Below are 19,890 nucleotides of genomic sequence, written 5' to 3' on the forward strand. Positions count from 1 at the left end.
AAGGTCACCCGGGGGTCGTTCGCGTGCCGGACGGCATACGGCAGGGGTGTCGTCCCAAAACAACGGGTGTCGTCACATGCGCGAAACAGCGATGCGGCAGGATCGACACATGAACCGTCAGGAAGAGTTCGTGCTGCGCACGATCGAAGAGCGCGACATCCGCTTCGTCCGTCTCTGGTTCACCGACGTGCTCGGCACGCTCAAGTCCGTGGCAGTGGCGCCGGCGGAGCTCGAGGGTGCCTTCGCCGAGGGGATCGGCTTCGACGGCTCGGCCATCGAGGGCCTCACCCGGGTCTACGAGGCCGACATGCTCGCCAAGCCCGACCCCGCGACCTTCCAGATCCTGCCCTGGCGCGGAGACCCGCCCGGCACTGCCCGCATGTTCTGCGACCTCCAGCTGCCCGACGGCGCGCCGAGCTTCGCCGACCCGAGGCACGTGCTCCAGCGGGCCCTTACCAAGGCGGCCGACCTCGGGTTCACGTTCTACACGCACCCGGAGATCGAGTTCTTCCTCCTCGAGCAGGAGCGCGGCCCGCTCGGGCGGCCGGTGCCCGTCGACGACGCCGGCTACTTCGACCACGTGCCCCACGGCACCGGCCACGACTTCCGGCGCGCAGCGATCACGATGCTCGAGAACATGGGCATCTCGGTCGAGTTCAGCCACCACGAGGGCGCGCCCGGGCAGAACGAGATCGACCTGCGCTACGCCGACGCCCTCAGCACGGCCGACAACATCATGACCTTCCGCACGGTCGTCAAGGAGGTCGCGCTCACGCAGGGCATCTATGCGACCTTCATGCCGAAGCCCTTCTCGGAGCACCCCGGCTCCGGCATGCACACGCACCTCTCCCTCTTCGAGGGCGACGCCAACGCGTTCTACGAGGCGGGCGCGCCCTACCAGCTGAGCAAGGTCGGGCGGCAGTTCATCGCCGGGCTGCTGCGCCACGGCGCCGAGACCACCGCCATCACCAACCAGTGGGTCAACTCCTACAAGCGCCTCTGGGGCGGGGGAGAGGCTCCTGCACACCTGACGTGGGGGCACAACAACCGCTCCGCGCTCGTGCGCGTGCCGATGCACAAGCCGAACAAGGGCCAGTCGACGCGCATCGAGGTGCGCTCGCTCGACGCCGCGTGCAACCCCTACCTCGCCTTCGCGGTGCTGCTCGGCTCCGGCCTCAAGGGCATCGAGGAGGGCTACGAGCTGCCTCCCGAGACCGAGGACGACGTCTGGAGCCTCACCGACGGCGAGCGCCGGGCGATGGGGATCAAGCCGCTGCCCAGCTCGCTCGGGCGCGCGCTCGAGGTGATGGAGGAGAGCGAGCTCGTCGCCGACATCCTCGGTGAGCACGTCTTCGACTTCTTCCTGCGCAACAAGCGGCAGGAGTGGCAGGACTACCGGCACGAGGTCAGCCAGTTCGAGCTCGACCGCTACCTCCCGCGTCTCTGAGTCACAGTGAGTCACTCTGAGTCACTCTGAGGCGCTCCGGCGCAGCGGTCTGACTCCCGACGACGGCAGGACGTGACACCGATGTCATCGCGCACGACGACCACGACCGGCGCCCTCGCCCGTCTCGGCTTCGCCGACGCCGAGCGGGCGGTCGGGCTCCTCGCCGACGCGGCACTCCTGCCGCTGCGCTCGGTCATCCCCGACGGGCAGGTCGACGAGGTCGTCGGGGCCATCGGTGACACGGCCGACCCCGACGAGGCGCTGCTCGCCCTCGTGCGCGTGCTCGAGTCGCTCGCGCGTCGCGACGACGACCCCGAGTGGGGCATCACCGCCCTTTGCCAGGACCTGGTCACCCCCGGCCAGTCGCGCGACCGCGTGCTCGCCGTCCTCGGCGGGTCCACGGCCCTGGTCGACCACCTCGTGCGGCACCCGGAGCACTGGCTCGACGCGTCACGGGCCACGCGGCATACGGGAGAGCGCGTGCGCGAGGAGCTCGTGCGGGCCGTCACGACCGAGCGGGGCGACGTGCGACCCTACGACGCGCTGCGCGTCGCCTACCGCCGCGGCCTCATGCGCATCGCGGCGCTCGACCTGACGGCGCCCGACCCGATCGCGTCGATGCCCGCGGTCGGCGAGGCGCTGGCCGAGCTCGCCGAGGGCGCGCTCGAGGCGGGCCTCGCGATCGCGCGCGAGGAGCACGGACCCGGGCACGAGCAGTGCCGCCTCGCGATCATCGGAATGGGCAAGACGGGCGGCGGTGAGCTCAACTACGTCAGCGACGTCGACGTCATCTTCGTCGCGGAACCCGCCGACGGGGTCGACGAGGACACCGCCCTGCGCATCGGCACGTCGCTCGCGACGGCGACGATGCGGGCCTGCTCGACCCCGACGTCGGAGGGCACCCTGTGGCCCGTCGACCCTGCCCTGCGGCCTGAGGGCAAGAACGGCCCGCTCGTGCGCACCATCAGCAGCCACAAGGCGTACTACGAGCGCTGGGCCAAGACGTGGGAGTTCCAGGCGCTGCTCAAGGCGTGGGTCTCCGCAGGCGACAAGGAGATCGGGCTGCGCTACAAGGCCGAGATCTCGCCCATGGTGTGGGCGGCGGCCAGCCGCGAGAACTTCGTCGAGGACGTGCAGGCGATGCGGCGGCGCGTCGAGCAGCACGTGCCCGCGGGCGAGGCGGCGCGCCAGCTCAAGCTCGGGCCCGGCGGCCTGCGCGACGTCGAGTTCAGTGTGCAGCTGCTCCAGCTCGTCCACGGGCGCAGCGACGAGTCGCTGCGCTCGGCGACGACCCTCGAGGCACTGAGCGCCCTGGCCCGCAACGGCTACGTCGGGCGCGACGATGCCGCGATCCTCGACCACGCCTACCGTCACCTTCGCTGCCTCGAGCACCGCATCCAGCTGCACCGGCTGCGCCGCACCCACCTCATGCCCGTGGCGGAGCCGGAGCTGCGTCGGCTCGGGCGCGCGATGGGGCACCGCACGAAGCCGCAGGAGGCCGTCGTCGCCGACCGCCAGGCATCGGCGCGTGAGGTGCGCCGCCTCCACGAGCGCCTCTTCTACCGGCCGCTGCTCGCCGCCGCCGCGAAGCTCACACCGAGCGAGGTACGACTGTCGCCCGACGCGGCCCGGCAGCGGTTGCTCGCCCTCGGCTTCCGTGACCCCGCCGGCGCGCTGCGCCACATCGAGGCCCTGACGACCGGGGTCAGCCGCCGCGCCGCCATCCAGCGCACCCTGCTGCCCGTCATGCTCGGCTGGTTCGCCGACGAGGCCGACCCCGACGCGGGCCTGCTGTCCTTCCGCCGGGTCTCCGACGAGCTGGGCTCGACGCACTGGTACCTCAAGATGCTGCGCGACGAGGGCCGCGCGGCCGAGCGTCTCGCACACGCGCTGGCGCGCAGCCGGTATGCCGCCGACCTCCTCGCGCGGTCACCCGAGAGCGTCTCGATGCTGGGTGACCCCAACGGGCTGAAGCCCCGCAGCCGCGAGGCGCTCGTGTCGACGATGCGGTCGGCCGCCGGCCGGCGCGACACCGTGGCCGAGGCGATCGCGGCCGTGCGCACGATCCGCCGGCACGAGCTGCTGCGCGTGACGCTGGCCGACCTGCTCGGCACGATCGACCTCAAGGGAGTGGGGTCGGCCCTCACCGACCTCACGGCTGCAACGATCGAGGCATCGCTGGGCGCCGCCATCGCCGACCTCGAGCGGCGCGAGGAGCGACCGCTCGGTGGCGAGGTGCTCGTCGTCGGGATGGGGAGCCTCGGTGGCGGTGAGCTCGGCTACGCCTCCGACGCCGACGTGCTCTTCGTCCACCGGCCACACCCGGGCGAGCCCGAGGCCGAGGTGCAGGCCCGGGTCACCGCCGTCGTGCAGGAGCTGACCCGACAGCTGTCGAGCACCGGGCCCGACCCGGCTGTCAGCCTCGACGCCGACCTGCGGCCGGAGGGCAAGAACGGCCCGCTGGTGCGCAGCCTCGACTCCTACCGCACGTACTACGAGCGGTGGGCCCTGACGTGGGAGTTCCAGGCCCTGCTGCGTGCCGCGCCCGTCGCGGGCTCGGAGGCGCTCGCGCGCGACTTCACGGACCTCATCGACCCGCTCCGCTACCGAGCGGACGGGCTCACGCCCACGCAGGTGCGCGACATCCGCACGCTCAAGGCGAGGGTCGAGGCCGAGCGGCTGCCCCGCGGCGCCGACCCGCACACGCACCTCAAGCTCGGCCGTGGGGGGCTCACCGACGTGGAGTGGACCGTGCAGCTGCTCCAGCTCGAGCACGCCCATGCCAAGCCCGCGTTGCGGGTGACCGGCACCATGGCGGCCCTCGAGGCCCTGGGCAGCGCGGGCCTGCTGGCGCCCGACGACGTCCGCGCCCTGCGCGAGGCGTGGCGCTTCGGCTCCCTCATGCGCAACGCCGGTGTGCTGTGGCGCGGACGCCCCGTCGAGAGCGTGCCGACCGACCTTCGCGATGCCGAGGGGATCGGCCGGATCATGGGTCGCCCGGCCGGTGAGGCGTCCGCTCTCGGCGAGCTCTGGCGGCGCGTGGCCCGGCGTGCGAGGCAGGCCACAGATTTCAACTTTTACGACTCGCCACCTGGGGGTAGCGTCAACACGTGATTCCGAGCCAAGGGCGAAGCGGCACCGCTCCGACGTATGCCGCCGTCCTCCGGGCTCCGCACTACCTCCCCATCTTCATCGCGAACGCGCTGTCGCTCTGGGGCGACTACATCGCGCGTGTCACCGTCGCGGCCGTCGTCTACGAGCGCACCAGGTCCCCTCTCGCGACAGCGGCGACGCTGGCCGTCAGCCTCGTGCCGACCTTCTTCGGCCGCAGTCTCGTCGGGCCGATCGTCGACCGCTTCCCGTACAAGTGGGTGCTCATCTGGTCGCACCTGCTCCGGGCGCTCTGCGTGCTCGGTCTCATCGGCCTCACGGTGACGCACTCGCCGATCTGGGGCCTGTTCATCGTGCTCTTCGCGCTGGAGGCGATCGGGGGCGCCTCGACGGCGTCCAACATGGTGCTGCTCACCGACCTCTTCGAGGACCGTCACCTCTACGCGCGGGCCGTGGGTCTGGGCGCCATGTCGGAGCAGTTCAACCAGGCGATCGGCCTCGCCATCGGTGGTGGGCTCGTCGCCCTCGTGGGGTCGGGGGTGGGCCTCGTCTTCGACCTCGTCACCTTCCTCGTCGCTGCGAGCGTCATCTTCGTCGTCGCGCCGCTCGTGCCGGTGTCCGGGGTTCGCGGGCGGGGGCTGCGCGGCTTCGCCCGTGACCTGCAGACCGCGGCGCGCGACCTGGCGGGCCACCCGGTGCTCGCCCGCCTCGTCGCACTCAGCGCTGTCGCCGGCCTCGCCATCTCCGCCCCGGAGGCCCTGGCCATCCCGATCGCCAACGAGAACGGCTGGGGCGGCTTCGGCGGCGTGCTCATGGCCGCACCGATCGTCGGCGCCTTCCTCGGCATCGTGCTCATCGGGCGGCTGCACGTGCAGCGACAGAACCAGCTCATCGTGCCGCTCGCGCTGGCGATGCCGGTGCCGTTGCTGGCTCTCGCGCTGCACCCGCCGATCTGGCTCGTCGTGGCGCTCTTCGTCGTCAGCGGCCTCCTGCAGGCCTTCATGGTGCCCTTGCAGGCGACCTTCACCCTGGTGACCCAGCCGGAGCTGCGCGGCAGGATCTTCAGCCTCGCCGGCTCGGTGTCGGTCGCCGCAGCCGGCATCTCGTTCCTCGTGGCCGGCTGGTTCGGCCGGCACACCGGCAACCCCTACTTCGCCGTCGCCATCTGCGCTGCCATCACAGTCGTGCTCGTCGGTCTGCTCGCCCTCACGTGGCCCCACCACCGGGTCAGCAGGGCCGTCGACCGTGCCTACGCGCCGGTCACGACCTCCGTGTCGTCACCCTCACCGGCTGCCTCCTCGTCGGCCTCGTCTGCGTCGTCTGCGTCGTCGTCGCGGGTGGGGTGAACCGGGCCCCGACGCGCGCGCAGGTCGAGCCCGCTCGCGAGCAGGGCGACGGCGACGAGCCCCGCAGCCACGCGCAGGGCCCAGACGGCACCTCTCGTGCTGTCGTGCGTCGCCGACACGGCGAAGTAGACCGCTCCGATGAGGGCGATGCCCGCGGCGGTGCCGATGCGCTGACCGGTCTGGAGCAGGCCACCTGCCGTGCCCGCCCTCGGCACAGGGACGGCGGCCAGGGTCAGCGTGACGTTGGGTGAGATGACGAGACCGCTGCCGATGCCGGCGATGAGCAGCGGCACGGCAAGCGCCCACCCGAGCCGAGGACCGGTGACGTGCGCGAGCACGAGGTCGACGACGACGAGGCCGGCGAGCACGGTCGTGAGCCCGACCGTGACGAGCAGGCGGCCGAATCGGCCCACGAGGTAGCCGCCGACCGCGGCGGCCACGGCTGAGCCGGCTGCGAACGGAGTGACCGCGAGCCCCGCCAGCAGGGGCGTGTAGCCGAGCGCTTCCTGGAAGTAGATCGTCAGGACGAAGAAGATGCCGGTGAAGCCGCCGAAGTAGATGAGCCCGACGATCGCCCCGGAGCTGTAGCCCGGCACGCGGAAAAGATCGAGGTCGACGAGGGGGCTGCGTCCACGCCGGGTGTAGCTGCGCTCCCAGGCGACGAAGACGACGGCCAGCGCGCCGCCGATCAGCGCCACCCACCAGGGGATGGCGACGGACCCGGACCCCGACGCGCCAGAGCCGCGGCCCGTCTCGACGAGCGGGAGCAGCAGGGCCAGGACCGTGGCGCCGAGTAGGACGACGCCCACCGGGTCGAGGTCGAGACGCGCTGACGAGGCCCGGCGTGGCGCGGGGAGCCAGCGCCTGGCCAGCACCACGGCGACGACCGCGATGGGGAGGTTGACGAAGAAGATCCAGCGCCACCCGGCCTCGGCTCCGAGGGCGCTGATGATGAGCCCACCGACGATAGGCCCGACTGCCGTCGAGATGCCGATGGTCGCGCCGAGCATGCCGAAGGCACGGCCGCGCTCGCGGCCCGAGAACATCTGCTGGATGAGGCCGGAGACCTGCGGGTTGAGGATGCCACCCGCCGCGCCCTGCACGAGCCGGGCCGCGACGAGCACCGCACTGCTGGAAGCGAGTCCGCACGCGAGGCTGGCGACGCCGAAGAGCACGACGCCGGCGATGAAGACGGGGCGTCTGCCGACGACATCGCCCACCCGCCCGGCGCCGACGAGCGTGAGCCCGAAGGCCAGGGCATACCCCGAGACGATCCACTGGAGGTCGCTCGGCGAGGCGCCCACACCCTGCTGGATCGAGGGCAGCGCGACGTTGACGATGCTGACGTCGAGCAGCGTCATGAAGCCCGCCACGAGGCAGACGGTGAGGGCCCGCCACCGGCGGGGGTCAGGCGCCTCGGCCTCGGGCTGCCGGACTCGGGTCGGCTGGTCGTCCGTCACGACGCCCGGCCCAGGATGGCGAGGGTGGCATCGTCGCGCCGGCCGCCGAAGTAGTGGTCGAGCACCCGCCCGAAGAGCTCGGCGACGGGGCGATCGTTCTCGGCTTGGTTTGCGTCGTCCGCGTCGTCCGCGTCGTCCGCGTCGTCCGCGTCGTCCGCGTCGTCCGCGTCGTCCGCGTCGTCCGCGTCGTCCGCGTCGTCCGCGTCGTCCGCGCCGTCACCGGCCGCGACGTCGGCGCCGTCGGCGGCAGCGCGCTCGAAGAGGGTCATGCTCGAGCGGAGCTTCACCGCGTCGATGTCACCGAGCACCTGCTGTGGGTCGCGCTCGCCGAGGTCGTCGAGGGCCTGCGCGCACTCCACGAGGCGTCGTCCCAGCACCGGGTGGACCAGATAGGCGCGGGCCTCGGGGAGGCCGGAGACGGCATACCTCTGGGCGGTGGCGCTGCGACCGAGCCCGGCGACCTGCGGGAAGACGAACCACATCCAGTGGCTGAGCTTGCGGCCGGCGCGCAGCTCGGCGAGGGCTCTCTCGTAGGTGCCCGACGCCTCCTGGGCTCGGACGAATCGCTCGAGGTCGAAGGGGTCCGTCATGAGTTGTTCCTACCCCTCCGAGCCTCTCGAGGCGAGGGCGGGGGCGCGACGCGGGTCAACTGCGCCCAGATGTGAAGATTGCCGTTTTCAGGACTGAGCCGTGATCATGTCGTTACCGTCGATGGGTAGTTCTCGTGCGGGGTCCACCCCGCGCGGCGCGTCGGGCGCCGAATCCTGCTCGCCGGCGCTGCAGCACCGAGATAGATCGAGCAGGAGTGGGGGACCCACATCCGGGCCGGGACACACCGGTCCTCGGGGTGAAGCCGCGACAGCGGCCGGGCAGCTTCCGTCCGAACCCGACAGCTCACCTCACAGGCGTGGGAAGGAACCCCATGTCCACCTCGACACGTTCACGCAGCACCTGCACCACCACTCGCACCACCACTCGCACCACCACTCGCACCGTCTCTCGCACGGTCACCCGGACCCCGTCACGGGTCCTCGCGCCGCTCCTCGCGGCAGGGCTGCTGGCTGCCACCGGCAGCGCCGTCGCTCCCACCGCCGCCACCGCGGCCAGCACCGCCGCACCGTCCGTCGCGACCGCGGCCCCCAGCCTCGTCACCGCCACCTTCGGCCTGCAGGCCACGCGGATCGCCGCGGCACAGAAGGGTGACCCCTACCGTTGGGGCGCCTCAGGACCGAGCGCCTTCGACTGCTCGGGCCTGGTCTACTACGTCTACAAGAAGCGCCTCGGCAAGAACCTGCCGCGCACCGCGAGCGCGCAACGGCTCGCCACCGTGCGCATCGCGAAGTCCAGCATCCGTCCGGGCGACCTCGTCTTCTTCACCTCTTACGGACGCGTCTACCACGTCGGGGTGTATGCAGGCGGCAACAAGATCTGGCACTCACCGCGACCCGGCCAGCGCGTGCAGCTCTCGACCATCTGGACGAGGGCCTGGGTCGCCGGGCGCGTCCGGTGAGCAGCTGAGGACGCGAGAGCCCGAGGGGCAGGCGGCTGGGGCGCGAAAGTCATCTTTTTCGGGTGTCGTGGCCGAGCTGTCGCGCGCCTAGCGTCGAGAGCATCACCACCCCACCCCCTCAGGAGGACTGTCATGACCGACTCAACGTCACGTCGATCCGGGAAGCCGGCGACCGGCACGGCCTGGGCTGTCGGAGCCAGCACCTTTGCCGCCTGCCTCATGCTCATGGTCGGCATCTTCCAGGCGGTGGAGGGTCTCGCCGCCATCGTCAACGGCACCGACTTCCTCATCAAGGGCCCCACCTACGTCTTCACCTTCAACGCGTCGACGTGGGGATGGATCCACCTCATCCTCGGTGTCATCATCGCCGTCGCCGGCGCCGCCATCCTGACCGGCAACATCGTGGCCAGGTCCGTCGGCATCGGGCTGGCGGTGCTCTCGGCGATCGCGAACTTCCTGTGGTTGCCGTACTACCCGATCTGGGCGCTCGTCATCATCGCGCTCAACGTCTTCATCATCTGGGGTCTGGCCAAGGCCGACCTCGGCCGCGACTGAGCGGAACCGACCGCGATCAGGGCGCGAATGCCTCTGCACCACAGAGGCATTCGCGCCCTGTGTGCGTCATCCATCGTGTTCTTGACCCCTCGGTCGGCCCCGGAGGACACTCGACCCAGCGACGGTGAGCGGGAGGCCCCATGCGTGCGCTGCGAGCGAGCCAGGCGTTCGACGGCGAGCGCTTCATCGGGCCCGTGGACGTCGTGCTCGACGACGACGGGCGCATCGCCGAGGTGTCGTTGTGCCGCGAGCACGGGTCCGCGGTGCCCGTGGAGGACCTCGGTGAGGCGACGCTCCTGCCCGGGCTCATCGACGCCCATCAGCACCTCAGCTGGAGCTGCTCACCCGACCCGCTGGGATGGCACGAGGCCAGCGACGACGCGACGCTGCTCGAGACAGGAAGCACCAACGCAAATCGCGCCCTCGCCGCCGGCATCACCACGGTGCGTGACCTCGGGGCCCGGGGGAGGGTGGCCCTCGACCTGCGCGACAAGTTCGCGGGCGACCCCTCGTCGGGGCCGCGCGTCCTCGCCGCGGGTGCTGCGCTGACGACGGTCGGTGGGCACTGTCACTTCCTCGGCGGCGAGTGCTCCGACCTGGACGAGCTCGTCGCCGCGGTCGGTCGCCTCGCCGACTCGGGCGTCGATGTCATCAAGGTGATGGCCACCGGAGGCAACGTCACGCCGGGGTCACTGCCCCACGAGTCGCAGTTCGGTGCCGCCGAGCTGCGTGCCGTCGTCGAGGCGGCCCGTGCCAGAGGGCTCCCCGTGGCCGCGCACGCGCACGGCACCGGTGGGGTCGTCGATGCCCTCGACGCCGGCGTCGACACAATCGAGCACTGCACGTTCATGACCGCTGAGGGGATCGCGCAGGATCCGGCCCTCATCGAGAGGCTCGCTGCATCCGGAACGCCGGTCGTGCTGACGGCCGGATCGCTGCCCGGGCCCATGGTTCCGGCCATCGCAGCTCGGATGCCGGCGCTGCTCGCTCACGTCGGGGCGATGCTGGGCGGGGGTGTGCGCTGCGTGCTTGCGACCGATGCCGGCATCGGCCCACCGAAGCCACACGACGTGCTCGTTCTTGCGGTGCTGCAGGTGGGGGAGATGGTCGGGGTGCCGACGGCGCAGGCGCTCACGATGTGCACGTCGCGCGCAGCCGACGCCCTCGCGATCGGCGACGAGGCAGGAAGGCTGCTGCCCGGTCGCGCGGCCGACCTGCTCGCCGTCGATGGCCGGCTCGACGTGGACCCCGGTGCGCTGTCGAGGCCCGTGCGGGTCCTCCGGCGCGGCATCGACGTGCTCGTCGGCGCCTGACGCCTGACCCCTGGCGGCCGCGGGCCGGAGGGGATTCGGGCCGGGAGCGTGAAACGGCGGCTGACGCCGCGCGGTGTCCGAGGACACCGTGCAGGCCAGCCGCCGCTTCAGGGTCGTGCTCCGATGGCGCAGGACGCCGACGGTCGATCAGATGTCGTAGTACATCTCGAACTCGTGCGGGTGCGGACGGAAGCGGATCGGGTCGACCTCGTTCTTGCGCTTGTAGTCGATCCACGTCGCGATGAGGTCCTCGGTGAAGACGTCACCCTCGAGCAGGTAGGCGTGGTCGGCCTCGAGGGCGTCGAGGACCTCCGGCAGCGAGCCGGGAACCTGCTGGATGGCGGCGTGCTCCTCGGGCGGCAGCTCGTAGAGGTCCTTGTCGACCGGCTCCGGCGGCTCGATGCGGTTCTTGATGCCGTCGAGGCCGGCCATCAGCTGGGCGGCGAAGCAGAGGTACGGGTTCGCCGACGGGTCGGGAACGCGGAACTCGATGCGCTTGGCCTTCGCCGAGGTGCCCGTGATCGGGATGCGGACGCAGGCCGAACGGTTGCGGGCGGAGTAGACGAGGTTGACCGGCGCCTCGTAGCCCGGGACCAGGCGGTGGTAGGAGTTCACCGTCGGGTTCGTGAAGGCGAGCAGCGACGGGGCGTGCTTGAGCAGGCCGCCGATGTACCAGCGCGCGAGGTCGGACAGACCGCCGTAGCCACGCTCGTCGTAGAAGAGGGGCTCGCCGTCCTTCCAGAGCGACTGGTGCGTGTGCATGCCCGAGCCGTTGTCACCGAAGAGCGGCTTCGGCATGAAGGTCGCGGTGTGACCCTGCGCCCAGGCGGAGTTCTTGACGACGTACTTGAACTTCATGAGGTCGTCGCCCGAGTGGAGCAGCGTGTTGAAGCGGTAGTTGATCTCCATCTGACCCGCGGTGCCGACCTCGTGGTGGCTGCGCTCGACGTTGAGACCGACCTCCTTGAGCTCGAGGCAGATCTTGTCGCGGAAGTCGGCGAAGTGGTCGACCGGCGAGACGGGGAAGTAGCCACCCTTGTAACGGGTCTTGTAGCCCTTGTTGCCGCCCTCCTCCTCGCGACCGGTGTTCCACGCGGCCTCGATGGAGTCGATGTAGTAGTACCCGGCGTTGGACTTGGTCTCGAAGCGCACGTCGTCGAACACGTAGAACTCCGCCTCGGCACCGAAGTAGGCGGTGTCGGCGATGCCGGTGGACTTGAGGTACTCCTCGGCCTTCGTCGCGATGTTGCGCGGGTCGCGGCTGTAGCGCTCGTCGGTGAAGGGGTCGAGGATCGAGAAGTTCATGACCAGCGTCTTCTCGGCCCGGTAGGGGTCGATGAACGCGGTGGCGGGGTCGGGGACGAGCTTCATGTCGGACTCGTGGATCGCCTGGAAGCCGCGGATCGAGGATCCGTCGAACATCTGGCCAACACTGAAGAAGTCCTCGTCGACCGACTCTGCCGGCACGTTGAAGTGCTGCATGACTCCGGGCAGATCGCAGAACCGAATGTCGACGAACTTGACGTCTTCGTCCTTGATGAATGCAAGGACCTCGTCGGCTGAGCTGAACATCCAACCTCCTGAATGTGAGTCGAGGTCGTCGGTGGGGTTCCGCCGCGCGTCACATCGCGCGGGGGAGTGACCGACGGCCTCGTGCTGTCAGGGATGACCCTAGCGAGGCCCGATTACTCGGCCATGACTCGGATGTTTCGGCGGTGTTACGGATGGACAGGGGCTGGTCAAGCGCGCGGGGCTCGTCTCGTTAGGCTGGTGCCGTGGTGGACCGCAGAGATTTCGGGTCGTGGCTCAGTGGGCCCGGCGAGCGCACGGCCGACGGGCAGTGGCGAGGTCAGCGCCTCGGGCTGCCGCAGAGCGGTCCGGGCTCGATCGCGCCGTTCGGGGCGCGCCTCGTCGGCATCCTCATCGACTGGGCCATCGCGGTCGTCATCGCGCGTGGCCTCTTCGGGGTGCCGCTGCCCTTCGCCGACCCGCCCGCCACAGGCGGTCAGGGGTTCATCGTGCTCGGGGTGCTCGGCGTCATGCACGTCCTGCTCGTCGGCACCGTGGGCACGTCGTTCGGTCACCGCATCATGGGGCTGCGCGTGCAGGCCGTGATGGGCGGCCGGGCCACCTTCGTCCAGGCGCTGGTCCGGACGATCCTCCTGTGCCTCTTCGTGCCCGCCATCATCTGGGACCGAGACGGACGTGGCCTGCACGACAAGGTGCCCAACACCGTCGTCATCCGCACCCGCTGACTCCTCGACAGAGCAGCCCGCCCGACGCCCACATCGACAGAGCAGCCCGCCCGATCCGGGCGAGCTGCTCTGTCGACTGGCCGAGGTGCGCCGTGGCCGGCGCCCGCACTCACTTGCCGCGCAGTGCCTTCCGGTCCATGCGGGCCTTCATCGGGTCGACGCCCGGCGGCAGGGGAGCGCGGATGCCGCCGAGGGACTTGAGGCGCTTGTTCACGAGGGACATCTCGTCCTTGGTGATGGTCGCCTTGAGGCGCTGCACCTTGCTCGCGAGCTTGGGCAGGGGCACCTCGCCCTCGCCGTTGCCGACGCGGATCGTCGTGACCGGCACGCCCGGAGCGACGCGCTCGACGCGCTTCTTCTCGGCGGCGAGCAGCTTCTGCACGCGGCCCGAGGGGCCCTCGCCGACGAGGACGACACCCGGACGCCCGAGCGCGCGGTAGACCATCGCGGCCGACCGGATGTCGCCGGGACGGGCGACGTCGGCAGCGACCGGCTCGCGCTCGGTGTACCACCCGCGGCGGATCGACGTGAGCGCGGCGCCGACGGCGCCGGCCTGACCGTCGATGCGGGCATAGGCGGCCCGCTCGGCGCGGCGGCTCATGACGATGGTGGCCGCGAGGATGCCGAAGAGGACACCGAAGATGCCGAAGATCCACGGCAGCTTGAGCAGGATCCCGACGACGAGCAGCAGGGCGAAGGTGCCGAGGAAGGCCAGCAGCATCCACCACCCGATGACCGGGTCGGACTCCTTGGAGACGCGGTAGACATCGATGATCTGGGACAGGCGTCCCTGCTTCTTCTCGGCGGGCGCGCTGTCGCCGCCCTTGTTGCGTGCGAAGGGGTTGCGTGGCATGGGGTCAGGATACGGCGCCGGCGGCGCGGGCCACCAATGACGCCGCCTCCTGGCGGGCGGGCGCGGCAGCGGCCTCGGCGAGGTGCGACAGGTGCTCGGGGATCGGGCGGCCCCACTTGCCCATCGCGGTGGCCCAGAGCCGCCCGGCCCGGTAGGACGAGCGCACGAGCGGGCCGGCCATGACGCCCTTGAAGCCCATCTCCTCGGCGACGTCGGACCAGTGCACGAACTCCTCGGGCTTGACCCACCGGTCGATCGGGTGGTGCAGCTTCGAGGGGCGGAGGTACTGCGTGATCGTGAGGATGTCGCACCCGGCCTCGTGCAGGTCGCGGATCGCCTCCTCGATCTCGGTGTCGGTCTCGCCCATGCCGAGGATGAGGTTGGACTTCGTGACGAGCTCGGCCTCGCGAGCCATCGTCAGCACCTGGAGCGACTTCTCGTAGGTGAAGGCCGGGCGGATCCGCTTGAAGATGCGCGGCACCGTCTCGAGGTTGTGGGCGAAGACCTCGGGTCGCGCGTCGAAGACCTGGCTGACGAGCTCGGGCTTCGCGCCGAAGTCGGGCGGCAGGATCTCGACGCCGGTGGTGGGGTTGAGCAGGTGGATCTGGCGGATCGTCTCGGCGTAGAGGCCGGCGGCGCCGTCGGGCTGGTCGTCACGCGCGACGCCCGTCACGGTCGAGTAACGCAGGCCCATCTGGCGCACCGACTCGGCCACGCGGCGCGGCTCGTCGAGATCGAGGGTGGTCGGTCGCCCCGTCGCGATGTCGCAGAAGTCGCAGCGCCGGGTGCAGACGTCACCGCCGATGAGGAAGGTGGCCTCGCGGTCCTCCCAGCACTCGAAGATGTTGGGGCAGCCGGCCTCCTGGCACACCGTGTGCAGGCCCTCGCTCTTGACCATCGAGTGCAGGGCGGTGAACTCCGGCCCCATCTTGGCGGTCGTGCGGATCCACGACGGCTTGCGCTCGATGGGGGTCTCGGCGTTGCGCGCCTCGACGCGCAGCAGACGACGGCCGTCGGGAACGACAGACACGGGGGCTCCTTGGTCGGGATTTGCTGCTCCGGACAGGTTACGCCCCCGCGGCGACAACCCTTGACGGCGCCGTCACGCCACCACGCCACCGCGACAACCGGGGTATGCCGTCCGGCCGGCTCATGCGGTCAGGTCACGTCGCGGGCGCGGAAGGTGGCGAGGGCCGCGGCGACCCCCAGCACGGTGACGACGATCAGGTAGGTCCACGAGGCGGTGTAGGAGTGCGGCATCGACACGGACTGGCACCCGTCGGCGCCGCACCGGGTCGCGAAGTAGGTGGTTCCGTCGCTCACGAACCCCTGGATGTTGGTGCGCAGGAACCACGGCTGGAGCCGGCCCTCGGCGAACGCGTTGGCGATGAAGCCCTCGACGAGGACGAGCCAGCCGACGACGAGCCCGATGACGCCGGCCGTCGAGCGCAGGAGCAGACCGATGACCGCACCACCCAGGCCGCCGAGCGCGACGATCACCACGACCCGCAGCAAGGACTGGCCCGCGGTGTCTCCGGGCACGATCGGAGCCTCCGCGATCGGGAGGTCGGCACCCGGCCGGTTGACGGTCGTCACGAGGGTGGCTCCGAGCGCAGCGAGGCCGACGCCGAGCGCCCCGACCGCGAGACCGCCGATGCCTGCGGCCACGAGCTTGGAGGTGCCGACCCGCAGACGCCGGGGCTCGAACGTCAGCCAGTTGCCCATCGAGCCGGCTGCGAACTCGGCGGCGACGAAGCTCGCACCGAGGATGAACGCGAGGAAGCCGAAGATCCAGACGCCGCTCTCGACGATCGACGAGGTGATGGCGGTGCGCTCGGCGGCCACGATGCCGAACGCCGCAGGAGACGGGGGGTCGAACATCTGCTCGCACCGGAAGTCGCCGGGCCCGCCGCCGGAGGCGTCTGCGCCGCTGGCAGCCTGGTCGCGCTGGCAGGCCTCGATCTGGGCGGCCTTCTCGTCGGCTGGGATCGAGGCGTTCTGTCGCGTCGTCTCGGCGACGATCGAGGAGTAGTCGTCGATACGCTCGGCGAGCGCCTCGGGTCGGGTCTGCTGGTAGGCGGCATAGGCCGAGACCCCGACGAAGGCGACGACGGCGACGAGCACGACCTTGGCCATCCGACGCCACCACAGGCGCCGCAGCTCGACGCCGACGAGGCCGACGAAGGACGTGCCGGTGGGTCTCACCCCGGCGCGGGGGCGTGAGTCAGGAGTGAGGAGCGTGCCACTCACGACACGCCTCCGACCGCACGACCGCCGGCCAACCGGTCGGACTCGCTGCCGAGCCCCTCGTCGGCCGTGAGCGCGAGGAACGCCGACTCGAGGTCGGGACGCACCGGCACGAGCTCGGCGACATAGAGGCCGTGGCCGGCGAGCGCCCGGGTGACTGCAGACGGGTCGTCGGCGGCGACGAGCAGGTGCTGCCCGTCGCGCGTGAGGCTGAACCCCGCGGTCTCGAGCAGCTGCTGCGCCCGGTCGGGGGAGGCCACGCCGACGCGCACCTGGGAGACACCGGAGCCACCGAGGATGTCGCGCACGTAGCCCTCCGCGAGCAGCGACCCGTGCCCGATGATCGAGACGGTGTCGGCGACCTGCTCGACCTCGGCGAGGATGTGCGAGCTGACGAGGACGGTCTTGCCTTGTGCGCCAAGCGATCTCATCGTGTCGCGCACCTCGCGGATGCCGGCCGGGTCGAGCCCGTTGGTGGGCTCGTCGAAGATGAGCAGGTCGGGGTCCTTGAGGAGGGTCGCCGCGATCGCGAGGCGCTGCTTCATGCCGAGGGAGAAGCCGGCATACCGGTCGCGCCCGCGGTCACGCAGGTGGGTGGCCTCGAGCACCTCGTCGACGCGTGCCCGAGGGCTGCCGATGGCGCCCGCGAGGAGCGTGAGGTTCTGCCTGGCGGTGAAGGTCGGGAAGAACTTGGGGGACTCGACGATGGCCCCGACGCGGTCGATGACGTGCGGCAGCCGCTGCGGCACCTCCTCGCCGAAGACCTCGGCCGTGCCGGAGTCGGCGCGGATGAGCCCGAGCAGCATGCGGATCGTCGTCGTCTTGCCCGAGCCGTTGGGCCCGAGGAAGCCGTGCACCCCGCCGCGGGGCACGCTCATCGTCAGGCCGCTGACGGCGACGCGCCGCGAGCCGCGGCTAAGATAGGTCTTGCGAAGGTTGACGGTGCGGACGGCGACGTCCATGAACCCCCCTGTCGTCCCCGGTATCTGTGAGCGACACCCTAGGGGTCGGCGCGGACAGCCGGGGGGTCCGCGCCCCGTGTCGCGGCGTACGAGACCGAGGGGGCACTCTCCCAGCCATCCCGAGACGCACGTATGCCGCCCGGCCGGGCCGGGCGGCATACGTGATGGTGGTCGTGCGGTCCGGTCAGAGCTGGCCTGAGCGGATCACGACGTCCTGCTGGTGGATCGATGTCGGGACGAACTCCGTGCCGTAGAACCACACGACGTCCTGGACGTTGTTGCTGTCGGTCCAGAGGGCGTGAGCCTGCTTGTCAGAGCCCACGGTGAGGTCGGTGTAGTCGCCGAAGAAGGCGCCCCCGAAGCCGTAGCGCGTGTTGATCGGGTGGGTGCTCATGACCCGGGTGTGGGTGAGGTCGGTGACGACGTAGTCGAGCCGGGTGTTGTGCACGTAGGGACCGAGCGTGTCGCAGCTGATGCGCCCGACGGGCGGCGCCTGTGCGCTCGCGCACGTCTGCCACGGCGACACGACGTCGCCGCGGTAGGCGCCGAGGTAGACGTGGCCGTCAGGGCCCACGCCGACCGCAGGGAAGATGTCCTCGATCGGAGACGGGGACGGCGCGTTGAGCGCACCACCACCGGGCTGGCTGACGGGGTAGCCGACGGCGACCCGGTCGCCCGGCGCGAAGACGGCGCTGGGGGCCGACCACGTGGCCCCGCCGTCGGTCGACGTGCTGTAGACCGCCGTCGAGGCGCCGCTGCTCGCTGTCGTCCACGTCGCGTAGAGGCTCCCGTCGGGAGCGACGGCCGCGGCCGGGAAGCTGTTGACGCGGAAGACGGTGTCCTTGAGCGAGTCGCTGTCGGTGAGCTGCGCGATCGCGACGGGCTTGCCCCAGCTCGCCCCGCCGTCGGTCGACTTCACGACGTAGGTCGAGCTGTGCGTGGCGAGCCGGGTGGAGCCCTCGAAGAAGACGTAGAGGGAGCCGTCCGGACCGACGACGGGCCGCGAGCCCTGGTCGTAGAGGACGTTGCCCGAGATCGACGTCGGCGTGGTGAACGTGTGCCCGTGGTCGCTCGAGGAGGCGAAGAAGATCGGCGACTGGACGAAGGCGCCGTTGTGCGCGTTGAAGATGTAGCGCGTCCACGTCACGTACACGCGGTCGCGGTAGGGGCTGCTCGCGTGGGAGTCGGCGGCGATCCACTCCTTGTCGTTGAAGATCGCGGGGGAGGTCGTCGGGTTGATGAAGGTCGGGGCGCCCCACGTGAGGGCGCCGGCTCCGCTGAAGGTGCCTCGGTTGACGGTCACGGTGTTCGGCGGCGCGTCGCGGTCGAAGCCGAGGCCGGCGAAGTAGGCCGCCCCCCGGCTGTCGAAGGTGAGGGCCGGGTCTCCGCCGGCGTCGTACCGGCCGCCGGTCAGGCGGGTGACGCCCGGGATGAGCGTGCCGATGTCCGACGGGCTGGAGGATGAGGCCTGCCACGTCGAGCCGCCGTCGTTGGAGTAGTAGGTGCCGGAGTAGGCGTCACCGAGGGCGCTGCACGGTGTGCCGGAGATCGTGCACGACCACGTGCGCGCCACGTAGTCGTTGGCGCCCGCCACGACCCGCTGCGGGTTGTTGGGGTCGACGGCGATCGCCGTCTCGTTCTGGGGCGCCGCTGCCGTGTCGCGGTTGACGGTCACGGCCGGGCCCTGCACGGACGTGCCGTCGAGCGGGCTCGAGAGCACGAAGCCCGGCGTGATGGCTGGGGTTGCCGGGCCGGTGTAGGGGCCGTCGACGGCCTCCTCCTCGACGTAGGAGGAGAACCGGATCTGCAGCCCGGCCGTGCCGTTCAGCGACGCCACCTTGCCCGCCAGGGTGGTGATGTCGTAGGTGGGAGTCACGGCCGAGGCCGCGCCCCCGGTCAACATCCCTGCGGCCGCGACGCTTGCCGCCACCGCGAGTGGAACCACGAACTTGCGCACCGTCGCCTCCTGGGGAAAGAAGAGACCGGCCGACCACGGGTGTGGCGCAGCAGGCGGCGACGCATCTCGACGGTAGACCCGCCTCAGGAGACCGGTCAACGAACCGGTCGCCCCCTCCGGCGCGGCGGCGGGGCTACGCCTGCTCGAGGACCCGGCGGTTGGGCTGGAGCGTCGGCAGGATGTCGGCGAGGTGCTTCTCGACGTGGGGGAGCACCTCGGTCACCGGCACGTCGCGGCCGAGCTCGAAGGAGAGCGAGGTGACGCCGGCGCCGACGATGCCGCACGGGATGATGACCTCACCCCAGGACAGGTCGGGGTTGCAGTTGAAGGCGAAGCCGTGCATGGCGACCTGCCGGCTGACGCGGATGCCGATGGCACCGATCTTGCGCCGCGGGCCGCGGTCGTCCTGCGCGATCCACGTGCCGCTCTCGCCGTGGACGCGACCGGCGTCGACACCGAAGTCGGCGCACACGCGGATCATCATCTCCTCGAGGTGGCGCACGTAGCCGACGACGTCGATCGGCGCGGGCAGCCGCACGATCGGGTAGCCGGTGATCTGGCCCGGCCCGTGCCAGGTGATCTTGCCGCCGCGGTCCACGTCGACGACGGGCGTGCCGTCGGTGGGTCGCTCCTGCGGCTCGGTGCGCTTGCCGGCCGTGTAGACGGGGGAGTGCTCGAGCAGGAACACGGTGTCGGGCTCCTCGCCGCCCACGACCTTGGCGTGCATGTCGCGCTGGATCTGCCAGGCCTGCTCGTAGTCGACGAAGTCGGGGTCGAGGCCGAGGTGCACGAAGCGCATGGCGCCAGCCTACGGCGTGATGCGTGAGCCGACGGTCGGCCGGGTTGCGCTGGACGGCATACGCCCCCTAGGAAG

At 70.9% G+C, this 19,890-nt stretch carries 16 protein-coding genes and 1 riboswitch; of the genes, 7 read left to right on the plus strand and 9 right to left on the minus strand.

Translation table 11 applies throughout. From position 1 onward, the window contains the following. Positions 1-109 precede the first annotated feature (109 nt). The 3 genes from FHX52_RS02965 to FHX52_RS02975 all read left to right on the plus strand — a co-directional run bounded on the left by FHX52_RS02965 (position 110) and on the right by FHX52_RS02975 (position 5,904). Entirely contained in the window at positions 110-1,447 is a 1,338-nt protein-coding gene (locus FHX52_RS02965) for a glutamine synthetase family protein (protein ID WP_141819770.1), read from the plus strand. A gap of 81 nt (positions 1,448-1,528) precedes the next feature. After that, positions 1,529-4,561, plus strand: a complete 3,033-nt coding sequence (locus tag FHX52_RS02970) for a bifunctional [glutamine synthetase] adenylyltransferase/[glutamine synthetase]-adenylyl-L-tyrosine phosphorylase (protein ID WP_141819772.1) — start codon at positions 1,529-1,531, stop codon at positions 4,559-4,561. Next, a complete protein-coding gene (locus FHX52_RS02975) occupies positions 4,558-5,904 on the plus strand; it encodes an MFS transporter (RefSeq protein ID WP_141819774.1) in 1,347 nt (448 codons plus the stop codon). Before FHX52_RS02970 ends, FHX52_RS02975 begins: the two co-directional genes overlap by 4 nt. On the opposite strand, the gene FHX52_RS02980 is transcribed toward FHX52_RS02975, so the two are convergent. Both FHX52_RS02980 and FHX52_RS24640 read right to left on the minus strand, forming a co-directional pair. Further along, positions 5,808-7,364 carry an MFS transporter gene (locus tag FHX52_RS02980; protein ID WP_246069586.1) on the minus strand — a complete coding sequence of 519 codons (1,557 nt, stop codon included), beginning with the start codon at positions 7,362-7,364 and terminating at the stop codon, positions 5,808-5,810. The genes FHX52_RS02975 and FHX52_RS02980 overlap by 97 nt on opposite strands. After that, complete coding sequence (locus tag FHX52_RS24640; RefSeq protein ID WP_141819776.1) at positions 7,361-7,954, minus strand: DUF1810 domain-containing protein; 594 nt, start codon at positions 7,952-7,954, stop codon at positions 7,361-7,363. The genes FHX52_RS02980 and FHX52_RS24640 overlap by 4 nt, the downstream gene beginning before the upstream one ends. A gap of 169 nt (positions 7,955-8,123) precedes the next feature. Beyond that, positions 8,124-8,287: riboswitch (cyclic di-AMP (ydaO/yuaA leader) on the plus strand. Between FHX52_RS24640 and FHX52_RS02990 the strand changes: the two genes are divergently transcribed. From FHX52_RS02990 to FHX52_RS03000, 3 genes are all read left to right on the plus strand, one after another. After that, a complete protein-coding gene (locus FHX52_RS02990; RefSeq protein WP_141819778.1) occupies positions 8,287-8,874 on the plus strand; it encodes a C40 family peptidase in 588 nt (195 codons plus the stop codon). Its footprint overlaps the riboswitch before it by 1 nt. A 132-nt stretch (positions 8,875-9,006) precedes the next feature. Next, positions 9,007-9,429, plus strand: a complete 423-nt coding sequence (locus FHX52_RS02995) for a DUF7144 family membrane protein (protein WP_141819780.1) — start codon at positions 9,007-9,009, stop codon at positions 9,427-9,429. A 140-nt stretch (positions 9,430-9,569) separates the two neighbouring features. Further along, positions 9,570-10,742 carry an amidohydrolase family protein gene (locus FHX52_RS03000; RefSeq protein ID WP_141819782.1) on the plus strand — a complete coding sequence of 391 codons (1,173 nt, stop codon included), beginning with the start codon at positions 9,570-9,572 and terminating at the stop codon, positions 10,740-10,742. Between the two features lie 147 nt (positions 10,743-10,889). Here FHX52_RS03000 and glnA read toward each other — a convergent pair whose 3' ends face one another. After that, the gene (gene glnA / locus FHX52_RS03005) at positions 10,890-12,314 is read right to left on the minus strand and encodes a type I glutamate--ammonia ligase (RefSeq protein ID WP_141819784.1); all 1,425 of its coding nucleotides are present in this window, start codon (positions 12,312-12,314) and stop codon (positions 10,890-10,892) included. A gap of 203 nt (positions 12,315-12,517) precedes the next feature. Between glnA and FHX52_RS03010 the strand changes: the two genes are divergently transcribed. After that, positions 12,518-12,997, plus strand: coding sequence for an RDD family protein (locus FHX52_RS03010; protein WP_141819786.1), 480 nt, complete (start codon positions 12,518-12,520; stop codon positions 12,995-12,997). A 109-nt stretch (positions 12,998-13,106) separates the two neighbouring features. Here FHX52_RS03010 and FHX52_RS03015 read toward each other — a convergent pair whose 3' ends face one another. From FHX52_RS03015 to lipB, 6 genes are all read right to left on the minus strand, one after another. Further along, entirely contained in the window at positions 13,107-13,850 is a 744-nt protein-coding gene (locus FHX52_RS03015; RefSeq protein ID WP_141819789.1) for a DUF4191 domain-containing protein, read from the minus strand. Positions 13,851-13,854: 4 nt separating this feature from the next. Then, positions 13,855-14,880 (minus strand): lipoyl synthase, encoded by a 1,026-nt coding sequence (lipA, locus tag FHX52_RS03020; protein WP_141819792.1) that lies wholly within the window; start codon positions 14,878-14,880, stop codon positions 13,855-13,857. Between the two features lie 128 nt (positions 14,881-15,008). Beyond that, positions 15,009-16,100 carry a hypothetical protein gene (locus tag FHX52_RS03025; protein ID WP_141819794.1) on the minus strand — a complete coding sequence of 364 codons (1,092 nt, stop codon included), beginning with the start codon at positions 16,098-16,100 and terminating at the stop codon, positions 15,009-15,011. Then, on the minus strand, positions 16,097-17,059 hold the full coding sequence (locus FHX52_RS03030) for an ABC transporter ATP-binding protein (protein ID WP_141819796.1): 963 nt from the start codon (positions 17,057-17,059) through the stop codon (positions 16,097-16,099). The genes FHX52_RS03025 and FHX52_RS03030 overlap by 4 nt, the downstream gene beginning before the upstream one ends. 184 nt (positions 17,060-17,243) lie before the next feature. Then, positions 17,244-19,016, minus strand: coding sequence for a sialidase family protein (locus FHX52_RS03035; protein WP_141819798.1), 1,773 nt, complete (start codon positions 19,014-19,016; stop codon positions 17,244-17,246). Positions 19,017-19,149: 133 nt separating this feature from the next. Then, a complete protein-coding gene (gene lipB, locus FHX52_RS03040) occupies positions 19,150-19,815 on the minus strand; it encodes a lipoyl(octanoyl) transferase LipB (protein ID WP_141819800.1) in 666 nt (221 codons plus the stop codon). Positions 19,816-19,890 lie beyond the last annotated feature (75 nt).

It is taken from the genome of Humibacillus xanthopallidus, assembly GCF_006717145.1.
GTDB classification, from domain to species: Bacteria; Actinomycetota; Actinomycetes; order Actinomycetales; family Dermatophilaceae; genus Humibacillus; species Humibacillus xanthopallidus.